The 19,288-nt window shown below is 55.5% G+C and carries 14 protein-coding genes; 10 read left to right on the plus strand and 4 right to left on the minus strand.

What is annotated here, in order from left to right:
- The first annotated feature begins 13 nt into the window (after positions 1 to 13).
- From CGZ80_RS21850 to xylA, 4 genes are all read left to right on the plus strand, one after another.
- The gene (locus CGZ80_RS21850) at positions 14 to 2,560 is read left to right on the plus strand and encodes a secretin N-terminal domain-containing protein (protein ID WP_094417811.1); all 2,547 of its coding nucleotides are present in this window, start codon (positions 14 to 16) and stop codon (positions 2,558 to 2,560) included.
- Positions 2,561 to 2,578: 18 nt separating this feature from the next.
- Positions 2,579 to 4,447, plus strand: coding sequence for a proprotein convertase P-domain-containing protein (locus CGZ80_RS21855; RefSeq protein WP_094417812.1), 1,869 nt, complete (start codon positions 2,579 to 2,581; stop codon positions 4,445 to 4,447).
- Between the two features lie 126 nt (positions 4,448 to 4,573).
- A complete protein-coding gene (locus tag CGZ80_RS21860) occupies positions 4,574 to 5,995 on the plus strand; it encodes a sulfatase (protein ID WP_199180691.1) in 1,422 nt (473 codons plus the stop codon).
- A gap of 168 nt (positions 5,996 to 6,163) precedes the next feature.
- Positions 6,164 to 7,483, plus strand: a complete 1,320-nt coding sequence (xylA, locus tag CGZ80_RS21865; protein ID WP_094417866.1) for a xylose isomerase — start codon at positions 6,164 to 6,166, stop codon at positions 7,481 to 7,483.
- 90 nt (positions 7,484 to 7,573) lie between these two features.
- Here the strand turns inward: xylA and CGZ80_RS21870 are convergent, their stop codons facing one another.
- Positions 7,574 to 8,542, minus strand: coding sequence for an ROK family protein (locus CGZ80_RS21870; protein ID WP_094417867.1), 969 nt, complete (start codon positions 8,540 to 8,542; stop codon positions 7,574 to 7,576).
- A 218-nt stretch (positions 8,543 to 8,760) separates the two neighbouring features.
- Here CGZ80_RS21870 and CGZ80_RS21875 point away from each other — a divergent pair, with 218 nt between their 5' ends.
- From CGZ80_RS21875 to CGZ80_RS21895, 6 genes are all read left to right on the plus strand, one after another.
- On the plus strand, positions 8,761 to 9,342 hold the full coding sequence (locus CGZ80_RS21875; RefSeq protein ID WP_094417813.1) for an RNA polymerase sigma factor: 582 nt from the start codon (positions 8,761 to 8,763) through the stop codon (positions 9,340 to 9,342).
- 37 nt (positions 9,343 to 9,379) lie between these two features.
- A complete protein-coding gene (locus CGZ80_RS21880; RefSeq protein ID WP_094417814.1) occupies positions 9,380 to 9,895 on the plus strand; it encodes a hypothetical protein in 516 nt (171 codons plus the stop codon).
- Positions 9,888 to 10,547, plus strand: coding sequence for a hypothetical protein (locus CGZ80_RS21885; RefSeq protein WP_094417815.1), 660 nt, complete (start codon positions 9,888 to 9,890; stop codon positions 10,545 to 10,547). Before CGZ80_RS21880 ends, CGZ80_RS21885 begins: the two co-directional genes overlap by 8 nt.
- 54 nt (positions 10,548 to 10,601) lie before the next feature.
- Entirely contained in the window at positions 10,602 to 13,226 is a 2,625-nt protein-coding gene (locus CGZ80_RS21890; protein ID WP_233148583.1) for a DUF1549 and DUF1553 domain-containing protein, read from the plus strand.
- Between the two features lie 5 nt (positions 13,227 to 13,231).
- Positions 13,232 to 13,393 (plus strand): hypothetical protein, encoded by a 162-nt coding sequence (locus tag CGZ80_RS28815; RefSeq protein ID WP_233148584.1) that lies wholly within the window; start codon positions 13,232 to 13,234, stop codon positions 13,391 to 13,393.
- 109 nt (positions 13,394 to 13,502) lie between these two features.
- A complete protein-coding gene (locus CGZ80_RS21895; RefSeq protein ID WP_094417816.1) occupies positions 13,503 to 14,807 on the plus strand; it encodes a DUF1501 domain-containing protein in 1,305 nt (434 codons plus the stop codon).
- Between the two features lie 435 nt (positions 14,808 to 15,242).
- Here the strand turns inward: CGZ80_RS21895 and CGZ80_RS21900 are convergent, their stop codons facing one another.
- From CGZ80_RS21900 to CGZ80_RS21910, 3 genes are all read right to left on the minus strand, one after another.
- Positions 15,243 to 16,007, minus strand: coding sequence for a hypothetical protein (locus CGZ80_RS21900; protein WP_143544089.1), 765 nt, complete (start codon positions 16,005 to 16,007; stop codon positions 15,243 to 15,245).
- A gap of 181 nt (positions 16,008 to 16,188) precedes the next feature.
- Positions 16,189 to 18,828, minus strand: a complete 2,640-nt coding sequence (gene glnD / locus CGZ80_RS21905) for a [protein-PII] uridylyltransferase (protein WP_094417818.1) — start codon at positions 18,826 to 18,828, stop codon at positions 16,189 to 16,191.
- Positions 18,829 to 18,887: 59 nt separating this feature from the next.
- Positions 18,888 to 19,226: a P-II family nitrogen regulator gene (locus CGZ80_RS21910; RefSeq protein ID WP_094417819.1), complete on the minus strand. Its 339-nt coding sequence runs from the start codon at positions 19,224 to 19,226 to the stop codon at positions 18,888 to 18,890.
- Positions 19,227 to 19,288: the final 62 nt, after the last annotated feature.

Below are 19,288 nucleotides of genomic sequence, written 5' to 3' on the forward strand. Positions count from 1 at the left end.
CTATCGCAACACAATGCATCGCATCAGCATTTTGTCAGCCCTCGCGTTTAGCCTTTGGGTCGCTGCCCCGATCCCATCCAATGGTCAAACGGCTCAGGAACAGACAACGCAGCAACAAAGCGAACCCGCCGCAGATCCTGCGGTAGTGCCAACGCAATCCGAAACGGTGCGATTCTCGTTCAACGGGGTCGCATGGCGTGAAGTGATCAATTGGATCGCCGAAGAAGCTGAACTTGCGTTGCACGTCGATTCGGTCCCCGCTGGTAGCTTTACCTACAGCGACCCGAAAGCTTTCACGCACCAAGAAGCGATCGACCGAATCAACCTATTCTTACTACCGCAAGGACACACGCTGGTCCGCAGCGGAAACCTGTTGTCGGTGATCAACTTGAGCGACCCGCGCAGCTTGCAACAGCTTGATTCGCTGGCCGAATTGGTTCGACCGGACGCATTGCAATCGCGTCCCAAGCACGACGTGGTCAAATGCCTATTCCCGCTGGGTGCATTGTCCGCCGGAGATGCCGTCGAAGAACTCTCGGCAATCAAGCTAATGATGCAACCGGCCGTATTCAGCAAGACGAACCAATTACTTGTCACCGACACGGTTGGCAAGCTGAGCAGCGTGAAAATGATTTTGGATTCGTTTCAGCCAACGACCATGGACAACGGTACCGTCGTCAAGAGTTTTATGCTGGAACATGTCAACGCCGAAGACATCTTGACTGTCGCGCGACCGCACCTCGGTTTGGCAACCGGAGAAATGATTGGTATCGATGTCAGTTTGTCCTCCGACGTCCTTGGCAAAAGCATCTTTGTCACCGGGGTCGAAGACAAAGTCAAACTGATCGAGCGGTTGGTCGAATCGATCGACGTGGCCGATAAAACGGAGGTGGAAGAAACGGGCAACGCGATCCTTCAGGCGCACGCGGTCGTCGGCGGAAATGTCGACTTGGCCTACGACGTGCTACAGACGCTTTTGGCTGGACAGAGCATTCGCATTTCAAAAGATGAAACCGCCGGGACGATCGTTGCCTTGGCACCACCCAACGTCCAGAAAGACATCGCCGAAGCAGTCAACCAATTGGCCGCCGATGTCGCGACCTTTGAAGTGATCTCGCTGACCACGGTCGATCCTTATGTGGCGATTGGACTGATCGAAGAGATGCTCGACCTATCGACGTTTTACGATGACGACGAAGATGAAGACGTCGCGCGACCAAAGATTGATGCCGACCCGGAAAACCGCCGTCTGTTCGTTCGTGGCAAACCGTCACAAATCGAAGAAATCCGCAAGATCGTCGAGGGTCTGGACAACAAACCAGCCGCCACCGCTGACAACTCCAATGTCAGACTGCTGCAACTGACCGGCGCACACGCACGTCAAACCCTTGCCGCGGCAGCCCGATTCTGGCGTTTGCCCAACCCAATCCTGCTGTTCGAATCCGAGCAGGCGTCCAGACCTGCGGAACGTGTTGTGTTCAACACTTCCGAGTCCGAACAGACCAACGAATTGCTGGACATTCTGGAAAGCAAAACGCCAGATCACTTTGTATCCGCTGGTGGCCGAGCCAAAATCTTGCAAAGCCCCAAGACCGACGTTTCTAAAACTGCGATCGAATGTCAATTGACCAGCCGCGGCTTGATGATCCAGTGCGATGATGTGACCGTGCTGAACCAATTCCAAGCTCACTTAGAAACACTTGCCGGGCCGCAATCATCGGCAACCGACGAACCGATTGTGTATTACCTGAAGTACACACGACCGGTCGACGCGATACGCATGCTTGCCGAACTGCTCGACGGCAGCGCCGCGGTCAGCACCGATTCATTGATCAATGCCACGGTCTCGTCCCCGGGATCGGTGCTCGGCAGCCTGATCACCAACCGCGATGGCACTGTCACACTGATCGCGGGAACCGCAACGATCGTTGCCGATTCACGACTGAATCGCTTGATCGTACAAGGCACCAGCAAAGACGTCGCCAAGGTCGAAAAGTACCTGCGGATCATCGAAAAGGAATCCAGCATTACCGAGATCGAAACTTTCGGCCAGTCACACATCATCGAACTCGCTAATACGAGAGCCACGGAAGTCGAAAAGGCGATCCGCCAAGCGTTTGCCGGACGTGTCGTTGCTGCCGTTTCCCCAGCCGCAGCGGCCGGCGGCGATGGCAATCGCCCCCAACAACAGCAACGTCCCGATGACAATGGTGGACAAGATCGTGACCGCAAGTCGGACAACAAGAAACAACCCAAGTCGGCATCCGGGGAAGCGATCGACTTGGAACCGAAGATGACATTGGCCGTCCACCAGCCGAGCAACTCGCTGATCGTGACCGCGCCGGATCACCTGTACCAACAGGTCGAAAACTTGGCCCGCACGATCGATCGACGCGGCGAACAAACCGTTCAGGTCTTTTCGCCCAGCAACGACGAAGTGATGGGAGCGATCCTTGAAGAGTTGTTCGAGGGCGGATCCTCATCCAGCTCACGCTCCTCGTCACGCGGCAGCTCTTCGTCGCGTTATTCGTCATCGTCCTCTCGCTCGCGCGACCGATAAGCTTTTTCAGGTACTCCGATGTTGGCAAACCTCATCCGACGATGCGTCCTCCTGTCGAGCGTTTGTATCACAGGTCTGATCGCGCCCGGCTTGGCGTACGGCCAAGCCGGCCTGCGTGAATCGCTTGAACGCCTCGACCGCAACGGTGACGGAACAATTGATCCGGACGAGATCACGCCGCTGGCGCGCCCTTACTTGGAACGCGTTGCCGAATCGAGGCGGATGTCACTGGATCGCCCAAACCGAATCGACAAACTTCAGGAAGCGGCTCGGATTTACTATGCGATGAAGAACGGCTCCGACCGTGACAGCGTTCGCCCCAGCCGTGAAAACACCTTGAAAGACTTCGGCGCTGGCGATGACGACTTTATGGTTCCCGAGTTTGGGCTGCCGGTCGTCAAGTATCCCTACACCGCCGATGACCTGGACGAAGCGGAAGACCAAATCCGCCGCTACGATCGCAACCGCGATGGCTACCTGGATCGACGCGAGGCGTCACGTGGCCGCTGGACCAACCTCGATCCCTTCACGATGGATTTCGACAACGACGATCGACTGAGCCGGCTGGAACTTGCCCAGCGCTACGCCCGCCGACGAAACCTTCGCGACGACAGCGACCAACTGATTCAACGGGCCCGTCGCGTCGGAAATGGAATCACTTCTTCGGTCTCCAGTGATGACAGCCGATCACGCGAACGCGAACGTCGCGAGTGGTACCGCAGCGGTGGCAACCGATATTGGCTAACCGCTTCAATCCTTGAACGGTTCGACGAAAACAAAAACGGTCGCCTGGAACAAAACGAAACCATCGAACTCGGCATTCCCTTTGGCGCGATTGATGCCAACTCCGACGGCGAATTGTCACGCGAAGAACTGTTCGCCTACCTAAAAGACCTTCAAGATCAAACCGGCGATCTGATCGAAGGCTTACCCGGATGGTTTTACGAACTGGACACCAACCGTGACGGACAAGTCGACCTCCCCGAATTCGCCGTCGAAATGACAGACCAACGTGTCGACGAATTCGTGCGTCTTGATGCCAACGGCGACGGACTGTTGTCGGCTCAAGAAATCATCTCGTCCAAATCGATGACCGGCGGCGTTTTCGAAAGCGTCGAAGCCGAGATGCTGCCGCCTCGCAAAACGATCGTTTCTGAGATCGAAATCGATGAATCGTTTGTGATCGCTGACTTGAATTTGAAATTGGAAATCACGCACACTTCCGTCGAAGCTCTCGATGCCTATTTGACCGGACCTGACGGAACTCGCATCGAACTCTTCACCGGCGTTGGCGGCCGTGACGACCACTTTGAAGACACCACCTTTGACGACCAAGCCTCGACACCGATCAACAAAGCTCGTCCACCGTTTCGCGGATCTTTCATCCCCGAGGGTGTTGTGAAGCGGGGCCCAGGACTGGGCGTCTTCAACGGAAAACCGATCACGGGAGTTTGGCAATTGACCATCCGCTGTTCACGCAGCGAACGTTTCGGAATGCTACACCGCTGGTCGCTGATCGCACGTCCTGATGAAGAACAGCTGATCGGCCAACCCTTTGAAACCGAAACATCAGGTGAACCTTCAGCCGTACCAACTGCTGAAGAAGTTTCGGCGTTGATCCGCCCGGAGGACCTCGGCCTTCCTACTGCTGGCAACGCGATCGCAAGCGATTCGTTTGACAGAGAATCTCGTCGCGACCGTAAAATTGCCACCATCGAGCTTTGGACCGCCGAACAACGAGCTGAAATCGCGGCGAAGCTGCGCAAGCCTTCGCCTGAACAGTGGGCCCAAATGAGCGACGAGGCAAAGCAACGCCATTCCGACGAACGCCGCTCGGCGATCGAGCAGTACAAGCAAGCCCTAGGTAAGTCCGGCAAAAGCGAATAGCAGAAGAGCGCACCCGCAGCGGCCGTGCCTGCTAGACTGAAGGCCACTCACGACGCGTTGGTTGCTGACCAATCGCGCCCGGAGTGCTCCCCACCTTCGTCTCCTTCCTTTTCCCGGCGCCTGATCATGTTGCGTACGCTGTTGCTATGTCTGGCCATCACTTGCTTGATGGCATGTCCTCGCCTTGCTTCCAACGCCAATGCTGCTGACGGCGACGCGGTCGATCGCCCAAACTTTGTAGTGATCTTTTGCGATGACCTTGGCTGGGGCGACCTGTCTTGTTATGGGCACCCCAGCATCGCCACTCCGAATCTTGATCAGATGGCATCCGAAGGCACTCGGATGACACAGTTTTATGTCGCCGCGAATGTCTGTACGCCCAGCCGCGCCGCACTGTTGACGGGACGCTATCCCGTTCGCAACGGCATGTATGGAAATCGACGTGTATTGTTCCCCGACTCCGTTGGCGGGATCCAAGACAGTGAGGTCACGATCGCCGAAGTCTTGCACGATGCCGGTTACCGTACGGGGATGGTTGGCAAGTGGCACTTGGGACATCGACCACAGTACCTGCCAACGGAACATGGCTTTGAAAATTACTATGGCATTCCCTACAGCAATGACATGGACAAGGTGCCCGGCAAAAAAGGACGCCAAGTCTTTGCCGATCCGGACTACCACGATTTCAATGTCCCGTTGTTATCCGGGCCTCGAGGCGACGTGAAAGAAATCGAGCGTCCCACCAATCAAAACACAATCACACGTCGCTATACCGAACAAGCGGTCGAGTACATACGTGAACACGAATCGGAACCGTTCTTCTTGTACTTGGCGCACTCATTGCCGCACGTGCCGCTGTTCCGTGGCGAAGCGTTCGAAGGACACTCACTGGCGGGCCTTTACGGCGATGTAATCGAAGAGATCGACTGGAGCGTTGGTCAGATCCTGGAGCAGATCCGAAAGTCAAACATCGATTCCAAGACGATGGTTGTCTTTACAAGTGACAATGGCCCCTGGCTAACCTTTGGCGATCATGGCGGTTCAGCTGGCCCACTGCGAAACGGCAAAGGCACCACGTTCGAAGGCGGACAACGCGTGCCCGGTATCTTTTGGATGCCAGGTTCGATTCCCGCAGGCAAATTGCATCACGGCTTGGCAAGCACGCTGGACTTGCTGCCAACGTTTGCATCAATGGCTGGAACCGAAATCCCTAAGGACGTCACACTTGATGGGTACGACCTCAGCCAAACATTGACTGGCGATGCCGCGTCGCCGCGGGAAACGTTTTTCTATTACCGCGACAGTCGGCTGATGGCGGCGCGGATGGGACGCTTTAAAGCTCACTTCAAGACCCAAGACAGCTACACCGCCGACAGCAAGGTTGTTCACGAACACGACCCGCCATTGCTGTACGACTTGTTGATCGACATCGGCGAGAAACGCAATGTCGCGGCAGACCATCCGGACGTCGTGCGAGCGATCTCGGAAGCCGTCAAACATCACCAAAACGGCATGGTCATCGCACCCAGTCAATGCGACCGAAAGTGATAAAACACAACTGGCCGGTGAAATAATTACGGTAACGGCATTCTGGCTGAATTACCGTCTTTTTACGGCCAATTGCATGGCATTACCTCCTTGCATTGGCTCTCGGTAGTGTCGAAACTTCGCTGTGCAAATCGCAACTTCCCTTCACTATTTCCCCGCTTCCTTGCCATGACTGCTTTCCCAGACATCCCCAAGATCGAGTACGAAGGTCCCAGCAGCGATAACCCGCTTGCGTTTCGCTGGTACAACCCCGACGAGGTTGTCGAAGGCAAGTCGATGAAGGATCACTTCCGATTCTCCATCGTCTATTGGCACACATTCCGCGGCACCGGCAGCGACCCGTTTGGCCCCGGCACCGCCGTACGTCCTTGGGACGATGGCAGCGAGTCGGTCGAGAACGCACAGAATCGCGCACGTGTCGCATTCGAGTTGTTCGAGAAACTGCAAGCGCCGTATTACGCGTTTCATGACCGTGACGTCGCACCCGAAGGCGACTCGCTGCGTCAATCGAACGAGAACTTTGATGCGGTTGCGGACGTGTTGTTGGAAGAACAACAACGCAGCGGAATCAAATTGCTGTGGGGCACGGCGAACATGTTCTCCAACCCGCGTTTCATGCACGGTGCCGCGACCACCTGCAACGCAGACGTCTTCGCGTATGCGGCCGCTCAGGTCAAAAAAGCGATGGAAGTCACCAAGCGTTTGGGCGGCGAGAACTATGTGTTCTGGGGCGGACGCGAAGGCTATCAGAACCTGTTCAACACCGACATGAAACGAGAGCTCGACCACTTGGCCAAGTTCTTCCACATGGCGGTCGATTACGCCAAGGAGATCGGCTTCACCGGTCAGTTTTTGATCGAACCAAAACCCAAAGAGCCGACCAAGCACCAGTACGATAGCGACGCGGCGGCGTGCTTGAACTTCTTGCGTGCGTATGACCTGAAAGATCACTTCAAGCTGAACCTGGAAACCAACCATGCGACGCTTGCCGGTCACACGATGATGCACGAAATCGACTACTCCGGTTCACAAGGTGCGCTGGGCAGCATCGATGCCAACACCGGCGACATGCTGCTGGGCTGGGACACCGACCAATTCGCAACCGATTACTACCTGACCACGCAGATGATGTACTACATCCTCAAGCACGGTGGTCTGGGCAGCGGCGGTGTGAACTTTGATGCAAAAGTTCGACGTGAATCGTTCGAACCGATCGACCTGTTCTATGCACACATCGGATCGATGGACGCCTACGCCAAAGGCCTGAAGATCGCCGCGGCCATCCGCGCCGACAATGCTTTGGACGGCTTCATCAAAGATCGCTACAGCAGCTTCGACAGTGGCATCGGTGCCAAGATCGAATCGGGCGACGTCGGTTTCGCAGAACTGGAAACCTACATGCTGGAAAAAGGCGAAGTCACCGCCAACGTCAGCGGCCGCCAAGAATTGCTCGAAAGCGTTATCAACCGCTACATCGATCGCGTCTAAGTTCGAGCCAAAAAGAGATTCGCACCAACGTGCGTTATGGGACTCGCCACGCAGGCGTCGCTGCTGGCGAGTCCTTTTATTTTATCGTGACTACTCGTCCAATTCTCGACGAGCCCAGGCGGCGGCCCCTTTCACGCCGGCGTCATCACCCAGAGTTGCGGGGACGACTTTGAAGCGATCACGGTAAGGACTCATCACGTGCTTGCGCGCCGTCTTTGCCACGGTGCCAACTATCAGGTCTTCCATCGCTTCGACCAATCCGCCCCCCAGAACGATCGTATCAGGGCATAACAAGTGGATCGTGTTGACGACCGAAATGCCGATCGATTCGCAAGCCTCTTCAACCAAACGCCGAATCACCTTGTCGCCGTTGTTGATCGCGTCGGCAAGCGCACCGCTGCGAATATCGGCAAGGTCTGTTCCGACGGCCTCCGCAAGCGCCGGTGCGTCACCACGAAAAGCTGCCTTCGATGCTTCTGCGGCGATCGAGAGCCGGCTCGCCTCCGCTTCTAATGTTCCAGGCAGTTCGTAGCCGCTGCTGCGCGTGCTGCTGCTGATTCGGGTATGGCCGATTTCCATGCAGCTGATGCCGTCGCCCTGCAAGATCCGGCCTTCATAAACACAGGCGCCGCCGATTCCGGTGCCTGGGAAAATACCCACCGCACAGCGTGACCCTTTCGCGGCACCAAACTGGTATTCTCCGTACAGTCCGGCATCGACATCGTTCAGCACGACCGTGGGACAGTTGAACTGTTTCGTTAAATAACTGCCGACATCGACGTCATCCCAGCCCAGGTTTGGGGTAGTCAGGATGCGACCTTTTTTGAGATCGATGGGCCCTGGACATCCGATCCCGATCCCGCGAATCCTCTTTCCTTGCAGTTCGTTTTCCTCGATCAATCGTTCAATAGTTGACCCAATTCTGGCGATCCCGCTATCGCTGCCTTCGCGACCTTTCGTTTTGCGGCGGCGGCGGCCAAGGACGTTCCAATCGTTGTCGTAGGCGATTGCCAACATCTTGGTTCCCCCAAGATCAAACCCCACCCAGATATCATCCATTTGGTCAGCCATCGTTACTCCGGCATGTCGTACTACGTTCTTTCCTGCTGCACATCATCGTGCCCAACGCTAGTTCATGGCAGTGGTGGGGGCCGAAATTCTTTGCCCCCGCAGCATTTTTCGCATGCCGCTTGCACCGCAAAAAAGTTGCCAAAATCCGCAAAGACAGAAAATAAATGGGGCTCGCGGCGCAATGAACTATCTGACGCCGGCAAAACATGAGCGAAAACACGCCCGATCAAGGCGATTCCGCCCCCAGAAGACTCGATCCAGAAAGCGATCCCCCGCTGACGGACGATTCGATCCTGTGGAAGCAGATTTTCGCACAGTCCGAAAATGGACTGCGTAAATTGCTAGCATCAAAACTTCCCCAACCCGCAGACATTGACGATTGTTTACAAGCCGTACGCCTCGCCGTCCTGCAGAATAGCACCCCGATCCCTGTGCCCGCTCGTCGCGCATGGCTCTTTCGGGTGGCAAGCAACGAGGCAGCATTGTGGTGGCGGCGGAAATCACGGGCGGATCGAGTGATGGAAGCCGCGCCAGAGAGCAGCTATGCAATCGATCGTCCGCCACCTGCCCCCATCGAACAACAAGAAACCCAAACCCGAATCCGCCAAGCAATCGAGCGACTACCGCGCGAACAACGAGAGGTCGTTCGCCTGCGACTGATTGAAAGTCTCTCGTTCCGCCAAATCGCAGATCAACTTGAAATCCCACTTGGTACCGCTCTGACCCGAATGCGTCGAGCGATGGATCAGTTGAGATCCGACTTAGAGGACTTTCGAGATAGCCGTTGAGCCCCCATTCCGTTTCCAACCACTCCAACTGCCTGAAATGAATCGATCTCCCGAACCAACCGCAAATGACCAGCAACAACGTTGCTTGGCGTATCTGTTGGGGGAAATGGATGTCGCCGAATCACAAGCTTTCGAAGCCGATCTGGATGACGAGACCTTGCAAGCGATCCTGCTGCGGGAAAGCGAACTGCTGTGTCAAATCGCGACCAGCCACTCCGCCTTTACACGGCACTCACTTCCAGAACCGTCACCCCCGAAGAAACGCCTGCTTGCCATCGTGGTGACCCTGGCGGCAACTGGCTTGTTCGCCGCTTCCATTGCCATTCGGCAGTCGCCGACGAACGAAGACTACGAATTGCGATTGGCGACCGTTTGGGCAGAGCGTCTTGAGACTTTGCCGGGCGAAGCAGACATTCATCACGATTCGGCAATCGCGATGAACCACCTTCCTGAGACCAACGATGGCGATTTGAATTCGGGCGACGACTCAATTGATTGGATGGTCCTTGCGATGGAAGCCGGTTTACTGGAGGGCGAGCATAACGATGGCTAGTTTCGCGAACCTTCGCACCGTGATCGCTTTCGCCTGTTTCTGGTCCATTGGCGAACTGCTCTGCTCGTCATCAGCACTGGCTGTGGATGCCAAACTGTTGGGTCAATCAGCGCTATCGGCAAGTCCGACTAAGACACCTGCAGAGGACGCGGGCAGGGCATCCCGGATCGATAAAGAGCTTGAACAAAACGTCTTGGAAATGGTTGATCGCCATCTGCCGGACGTCAAAAAACTGCTTGACCAGCTACGCAAGAAAGCGCCTAAACAATACGACGTGGCGATTCGTGGCTTAGCACGCTCGGCAAAGCGATTGCAAGCGGCTGAGAAACGCGGCGAAGAATCGTTCGAGTTGGAATTGCAAATCGTTCAAGCACAGTCGTCGTTGAACCTGTTGATCGCCAAACTGAAAATCCGCGATAGCCAGTCAGATCGCAAATTGCTGGCCAAGGTCACCGAGCAATTGGCCAAGGCAGAGCTCGCGAAAATGCGGCATGAAGTTGCTTTACTGAATACGCGTGTCGCCCGGATGCAGCAACAGATTGCCGAAACCGAATCGAAGATTGAAAAACGCGAGTCCGACTTCGCGATCAACGTCGAAAAAAACCTCGAAGCAAATTTACGCAAAGCTGGTCGTAGCCAGCCCAAGCGTTGATTCGCCGGAACACTCCCATCCCTGATTTCCCCTCCGTTTGACGAAGCTTTTGTGATGAAGTCTTTTTGGCAAACCCCACAAGGACGTCGAGTTTTCGGCGTGCTCGTTCTATTCGGAATTTCATCGGCGGCGTATGCCGAGTCGGTCCCCGCACCGACAATCGACACGCGGTTCGCTGTTGGGGACACCAAAGAAGTCCCTGATTTTCAAAAACATGTGATCCCGTTGATGGGCAAGTTGGGCTGCAATGGCCGATCCTGTCATGGCTCATTCCAAGGACGCGGCGATTTTCAATTGTCACTCTTTGGTTACGACTTTGCGGCCGATCACGAAGCGTTGCTGGCCCGCGGGACCGGCCGAGTGGATACGTCCGACATCGATGAAAGTTTGATCCTCGCCAAGCCCTCTGACGCCGATCTGCACGAAGGCGGCAAGCGTTTTGATCAAGGCAGTTGGCAATACAACGTGCTTCGTCGTTGGATCGCGAGCGGCGCCGCATACAAAGAATCCTCCATCCAAGAATTGGACCGCTTGCAGATCATTCCGGATGAAATTCAATTCAAATCGGACGGCCAGCAAGTCAGCTTAAAAGTGGTCGCACACTGGGAAGATGGTTCCGCAGAAGACGTCACACCGCTTTGCCGCTTCAGCAGCAATGATGATGTGATCGCTGCGGTCACGGAAAACGGCTTGGTCCAATCCGGTGACTCTGGCGACACCCATATTGTTGTTTCCTATGACAAAGCCGTCGTTCCGATTCCGGTGATTCGCCCGATCGTGACGCCCGCTACAAAACAAGGCAGTGTGGCGCGTTCAACGCCAACGAAACCGATCGATCGCTTGATCGATCAGAAACTGCAAAAACTCGGTATCGTCGCCTCGGATCGGTGTACCGATGAAGAATTCGTTCGACGTGTTTCCCTTGATATCACCGGCGTGCTGCCGGCGTCCGATCGAGTCGAGTCATTTCTTCAAGACAACGCCTCCGATAAACGCGAACGCTACATCGATGAGTTACTCGACTCGCCTGCTTATGGCGCCTGGTGGGCGACTCGAATGAGCGATTGGACCGGCAACAGTGCCGAACAGCTCAACAATGTTCTGCCGGTGCGAAACGTCAGCAACAAACTGTGGTTCAAATGGCTTCAAAAGCGACTCGATGAAAACATGCCCTACGACGAGATCGTCTCTGGGATTGTCACCGCAAGCACGCGTGAAGAAGGCGAAAGCTATCTCGACTACTGCCGCGAAATGACCGAGATCTGCAACGGAGATCTCGATCGCTATGCCGAACGCCGTTCGCTGCCTCTCTTCTGGGCGCGTCGCAATTTTCAAAAACCGGAAGAGCGCGCGATCGGATTTGCGTACGCTTTTTTAGGTGTGCGTATCGAATGCGCACAGTGCCACAAACACCCATTCGATCAGTGGTCAAAACAAGATTTCGACGACTTCGCACAACTGTTTACGACCGTCCGGGCAAGCAACGCCAATGTCGTCTCGCCACAATCCAAAGAACTGCGTGATGAACTGAATGCGAAGCTTACCGACGGCAAGGAACTAAAAGGCGGTGAGTTGCGAAAAGCCATCCAAAAGGCTTCCCAGAACGGCAAGGTCGTGCCATTCGGAGAACTATTCGTTACCAAGCGGAGCCTTACCGAACGTCAAAAACGGCAGCGAGAACTCGCCAGAAAAAAAGGCAGAAAGCCACCACCGGCACGTATCCCGGCAGGAAAAATCCTCGGCGAGAACGACGAATTTGAGCTTTCCCAAGACCCGCGACCGGCCTTGATGCAGTGGCTTCGTGATGAATCGAATCCATACTTTGCCAAAGCTCTCGTCAATCGAGTGTGGGGCAACTATTTCGGGATTGGGATCGTTGACCCGACCGATGACATGAACCTGGCGAACCCGCCGAGCAACGCGGCACTGCTCGATCACTTGGCATCGGAATTCATGCGTCACGACTTCGATTTAAAGTGGCTGCATCGCGAGATCGTCACCAGTGACGCCTATCAACGAAGTGCCGAAACGAATGCGACCAACATCAACGATCGGGCGAATTTTTCGCATCATCTGCCACGTCGCCTCCCCGCCGAGGTCGTTTTCGACATGGTGATGCTGGCGACCGGGTCGACCAAACAGGCAAACGAATTGCGAACGGAACTGGACCAAATGGCGATCGCCGATGGACAAGGTCGGACACGCAACAATTCGAGCTTTGCGTTGGAAGTGTTCGGTCAATCCATCCGCGAAACCAACTGTGATTGTGACCGCAGTGATTCCCCCAGTTTGTTGCAAGCGATTTACCTGCGCAACGATGCCGAGATGCATGAACGCATTGCCAATCGGGACGGTTGGGTCAGCGAAATCTGCCGTCAACTGGAACTCGATGCACCGCAATCGGGAACCGACAAAATGTCGTCTCGCGAGCGACAAGACGACAAGCTCCGTCTGAGCGTCCTCTCGCGAGTAAAGCAATACAACAGGATGCCGCCCGCACGTCAGGAAAAGATGCTTCAAACGGCGGAAAAGCAATACGTCCGAATCGCGGAACGACTTGGTGACCGTTACGAAGTTCCGAGCCTAGAAAGCTTGATCAAAGATCCGACTTGCTGGCCTTCACTTGTCACAAAGAATGTTGACGAACTGATCGGCGACGACAAATCAAAGCTTCATTAGATGACGTGATCCGGCAAGCTTATCTCCGGACGCTAAGCCGTTACCCCAATGCAGACGAAACCGAAATCGCGACGCAGTATATCAACGAAAGCGATTCACCAACGAAAGGCCTGGAAGGATTGATGTGGGCTTTGGTCAACACCAAAGAATTCATTATCAGCCACTGAACTTTCACCCAAGTGATCCAGGCGGTGACCGTCGCCTGGGTTTGCGAGTTTCCTTCCGCTTCGCCTTTCCACCACCAATACTTTCCCCTTCACCCACTTGGACCGCCCGATGAAATTTCACCAAACATGCGATGGCGTCTCACGGCGTGACCTGCTGAAAATCGGTTCTCTGTCGATCGGCGGATTAACGATGGCAGGATACGATCGGCTCGCTGCGGCTGGTCAAGTCAAATCGGGCTTTGCCGATCGGGCGATCTTCATCGAATTGCCGGGCGGCCCTTCTCACTTGGACACGTTCGATCCAAAACCCAACGCCCCCGACACACATCGTGGTGCGTTCAAACCGATTTCCACCAATGTGCCCGGGATCCAAATATGCGAGCACCTGCCAAAGATCGCTGGGTGCATGGACAAGATCGCGTTGCTTCGCGGCGTCAGCCATACGCTGGCAGCACACCGACTGGGCCAGGAATACGTCAACACGGGCAGCAAACCGACGCCAGCCCTAGAATACCCCAGCTACGGATCTGTGCTGGCCAAGGAACAACCTGCTGATCCAGATATCCCAAGCGCAGTCGCGATCCCCAAAGCAGGTCACGGGTCAGGCTTTCTAGGGATCCGCTATTCCTCGCTCGAAACGAATTCGCAACCGAACTTTGGACGTCCCTACGGTGTTCGCGGGATCTCGCTTCCAGGTGACTTGGCGGTCGACGAGGTGCAGCGCCGACAAACACTGCTACGTAAGCTCGATCGCAAGTTCGCCGAACTCGAAAAGAACGATCAGTTGCTCGAAGGTCTCGACCAATTCGGCGAACAAGCGTACTCGATGATCACCTCCGAACGCGCTCGCAACGCCTTCGATATCAGCAACGAGCCGCAAAGCTTTGCCAAACAGTTTGGCGAGGACTCGTTCGGCCAAAGTTGCATGTTAGCACTTCGCTTGGTGGAGTCAGGCGTTCGCTTTGTAACCGTCCAGCTAGGTGGCTGGGATACACACGCCGATAACTTTTCGCGACTGAAAGACGGCCAACTGCCCAAGCTTGACGCGGGATTGAGCGGGCTGCTGAACGGCCTCGAACAGCGAGGACTGCTACAGCAAACGGCCGTATTCGTGACGGGCGAATTCGGACGCACTCCGAAGATCAACACCCGTTCGTCCGAAGGCGGGCGTGATCACTATCCACGATGCATGTTCATGCTGATGGCTGGCGGCGGCGTTCGTGGCGGACAAGTGATCGGCGAAAGCGATGATACGGCCAGCGGACCACGCCACGAAGCAATCACACCCGATGACGTCGCGGCCAGTTTCTACCACAACCTCGGTGTCGACCCGACATTGGAGTTCAACAGCACGACAGGGCGACCAATTACGCTAGTACGTGATGGCTCGATCGTACAGCAGCTATTCTCTTAGCAGAATCGGAATCACGCCGTAGAAGCGACCCGCTTCATCGTGCGGGTTGAGAGCAGAGAGTTGATCACCACGGTCGAGCGCCCGGGTTGCGATCACGAAGCTCTATTGAATTTCAGCAATGCGCCGTGCGCGATCGCGGCGTTCCGATGGACCGGAAAAGGAGAAGGGCCATGGTGAAGCCCTCCCTGCCTCACCATGGCCCATCAGTGCTGGAACGATGGCACCGATCGTTCCACCCTCCCAATCCATGGTACAAGTGGTATCGGCAACTCCATTGCGACTCCTGTAGTGGTTCCGCGGGATCGTTCGTTTTTTTTTCTAAACACGATTATGCGTTTGCTAGCAAACGTTCGGTCTCCTTCGTTCGGTCACCAAACGCGAAACGCCCGGCGGAACCGGGCGTTTGGAATCGTTCATGAATCGTTCGTTTGACGATTACTCGCAGGACTCTTGCAAGTCACACCAGTTCGCCGGCACTGTGGCACAGCCGTTGTCGCATCCGTTGCAGCCACGGGCGTTGCGATGAATCGACAAATCGATTTTGTCGTGGCACCGGTTCTGATATCCGTCCCAGACATTTGCGTTGCAAGCGTTTGATCGCCAGTACTGGTAAAACGTCGAGGTCGGAAGTTGCGGTGGCATGTAAGGCATGCACGATCCCGCTTGAATGCGGTTGCCGAGGCAGTTACTGAGTTTGTGATGACCGTGATTGCATCCACAAGCGGCGACCGAGTGTCCACCACAAGACTGGCACGATCCGCCCATTGCGACGCTTGCCACAGGCGCGGGAACGGGTTCTGGGATCGGCGCGAGTTGGTCGGCGCCAGTGCTTACGGGCGTTGGCGGGGCGGGAACCGCGGGCAGCGTATCAACGGCTGCTGCGGGCTCGTGCGGGAGCGGCTCGGGAGGCAACTCGAGGCCCAGTGCTGACTGAGCTCCCGCTTCTTCGACGGGAGCAACAGGCGCGATCGCGGCTTCATCGCCCGAGGTGCTCGGATCAGCAAACTCAACTTCGGCAAGCAGTGCATCAAAATCGTCTGCGAAGACTTGATGACCGGCCAAAAACGAACCGGCAACCAGTGCTGCCAGGGCGGTATTCTTTAGCAAGCGGAACTGACGCATGATTAACATCCATGAGAAATGCTTGAGGTGACGGACGACATGTCGCACGACGCCCAAGCGGCGCGGCTTCCATGCCACTGCAGTTCTATCAACCTAAGCTTTCCCGCGCTTCAACAAGGGGGCAAGCAATCGGCCCAAAACTTTTTGCCCTGGCGGGACTAGCCGAATGACTTATCGGCTCGACACTGGCAAGTGATCGATTGGCCAAACCGACCGCAAACGTCAAAGCTTCCCCGATTCGCTTAACCGCGTGTCCTGATCAGTCCTGCTCGCGCTCTTCGGCGATCCCCAGCAAGACGCCACGGATCTCTTGTTTGCGTTGCTCGTGTTCGACTTTACCGCCGTCAATCTCCGTCACATAGAACACGTCGGCGACTTGGTCCAAGTGGGTATCGATTTTTGCGAAGTGGATCACCAGTCCCATTTCTGATAGCGCTGAAGCAATCTTGTACAGCAAACCTGTTTGGTCGTAGGCAAAAAACGACAGGATCGTAAAACGGTCCAGCGTCTCGTTGTCAAAGTCAACCTTGCTAGGCAGGACGTTAACCTTTTCCGGTTCCTTCGATTTTGCCATCGTCCACTTCTGTCGACGCGGCGGCACCGGGACGTCCGGCGAATCCAACAGGTGCGTGACTCGCTCGGACACCTCGTTAATACGTGAATCCGGCGGGTGCTCGGAGTGGTCACGATCATTGACCCAGAATTCATCCCAGACGAGATCGTCTAGCGTGACGATTTCAGCACGCAAAATACTGATGCCGCACGACATGAACGCACCGGCGACGCGGGCGAAGATCCCGACACGCTGCTGGCCTTGTCGATGGATGACGACGTAGCGGCTGGCCGACGGGATCGGATCGTAGTGATGGAAACAGTACGACGTGTTTCCTTGATCCAGCGACTCGGCGACCTGGTCAATCTGCTTTGCCAGAACATCTGGCTTTTCACGACGCAACATCGACAACGGCAGCTGCCGCAGCAAACTGTGACTGGTCGATTCAGGATCCGAATCCGTCAAACATTCACCGACCTGTAACCGAATCTCCTCGGCGAGTGCCTCGTGATCCAGATCGACATCACCGGTTTCGAAGTACCGCCGCGTCCGCAGGTACAAGTCTTCGATCAGTTTCATTTTCCAGTCGGTCAACACGCCTGGGCCGACCGCCGCCAAGTCCGCGACGGCATGAACGATCAACAATTCCAATCGACGAATCGAGCCGACTTCTTTTGCGAACGACAAAACGATTTCGGTGTCATTCAAATCATGGCGGAACGCGACGTTATTGACCGCCAAATGCTTCAGGACCAGCCATTCCAGAATCTCGATACTGTTCGTGTCGAGGTCGAACCGTTCGCCGACTTTACGTGCGATACGCGCGCCGACAATCGAATGGTCTTCTGAGTACCCTTTGCCGATGTCGTGTATCAGCAGTGCCAAATGCAGCAGTGTCTTGTCTTTCAAACGTCGATAGCGGCGTCCCATTGACGATTGATCGTCGGCAAAATCGGTCGCCGCTTCGACCGCCCGAATGGAATGCGCATCGACGGTGTACTTGTGATAGGCATTGAATTGCAGCAGCCCACGAGTGCGTTTGAATTCGGGAATCAACTGTTCGATGATCCGCAATTCATGCAACCGCCGCAGCAACGGTGCCAAGCGGCTGCCACGGCTGAGCAACGACAAAAACGCTCCCACCGATTCCGAATCTGGTGGCGCCGGGTCGCGTTCCTGCATCGCGATGCGAATCGCCTGCCAGGTGTAATGCCCGATCCGACGATTGTTATGGTTCGCCACGCTCATCAAACGCAGCACGCGAGGCAAGCTTTGTGCGAACTCGCGCAGTGCCGGTTGGTCAACCCAAATGTGCGTGGGTCCCATTCGGATTGACTGGTCGATTCGCCGCGACGCAACCCACTCGTAAACCTGTTCGGTCCAAGGTCGACTGCGATTGTCGTCGGCAAAGAACCCCGAAATATAACGCACCGAGCGTGTGACTTCGAAGTACTGCTGCATGAACACTTCGACTGGCAAGACGCCATCATCGCCGTCGTAGTTCCACGACTCGGCGATTTCCAACTGCGTCGCTCGGCTGAGAATGTCCTGGGCTTTGTTTTCGCGAAAATGGAGCTCGTTGCGAAGCCGGATCAAAAAGTCATACGCCTTGCGAAGCAACCGATAATCTTCGCGCGAGAGCGTGTTGAGCCGCAGCAGTTTTTCCAAATCGACTTCGCCATAACGGGCAAAGCCGATCCAACGCACCATCTGGATATCACGTAAACCGCCACGAGACTTTTTGACGTTTGGCGTCAACAAATAACTCGTCACACCCCATTTCGTACGCTCCTCGCGGCGTGCCTGAATCAGATCACGAATCAGTCGAGCGCGGCGAAGGTACGCGCCGTGGCGCAGCGATTGAAAAAATCGCGTGAAGACTTTGACGCTGCCAGCGAGAAACCTCGATTCGGTCAACGAGGTAAAGATGACCGGATCGGACCAGGACAGCGAACAGGCTTCGCGGGTGGTCCGCAACGCAAAGCCGACATCGATTCCGATATCGACCAAATCGCGAGTCAACGACTGTGCGATGCGTTCGGCTGCCGCTGTATTGCGACTGCGCGTGATCAGCATCAAGTCCGCGTCAGAATAGGGTGCCAAGTCACGGCGACCAAATCCGCCGTGGGCGACCAGCGCCAGCCCAGACGGAATTTCACCATCGAAGTGGTCGCGACAGGCCTGGTGGAACACTTCCATGACGATGTCGTCATACAGGTCACTGACCAAGGTCGAAACCTGGATCCCGTGTCCACCTTGAACATGCACACGGCGACAGCGTTCACGTCCCTCGCGTAAATGTTCACGTCCTGACAGGACGACTTCGGAAAGCGAGGGACCAGCCATTACTGTATCAGTACTCGTCGCGACAATTCACGGAAGACACCCCGAACGGGGCAAATCCCTTAAAGGGCTTCCTCGCCGCGTTCACCCGTCCGAATACGGATCGAATCTTCTAGGTTGGTAACGAAGATCTTGCCGTCGCCGATCTGACCGGTTTGGGCGGTTTGCAGAATTGAATCCACCACGGTTTGCAGGTTGGCGTCAGTGCAAATGACTTCGATCTTCACTTTGGGCACAAAGTCAATTGCATATTCGGTGCCACGGTAAATCTCCGTGTGCCCCTTTTGACGGCCAAATCCGCGGACTTCACTGACGGTCATCCCGTGAATGCCCTGATCCGTCAGTGCGTTCTTAACATCTTCCAATTTGAAGTGGCGAACGATGGCCTCAACTTTTTTCACGTCTGTGCCTCGGAGAAAGCGACCTGATGAATTTTCATCTAACTATTACTCTATTGTATACT

Origin of the sequence: Rhodopirellula sp. MGV, from assembly GCF_002251265.1 — a bacterium.
GTDB classification, from domain to species: Bacteria; Planctomycetota; Planctomycetia; order Pirellulales; family Pirellulaceae; genus Stieleria; species Stieleria baltica_A.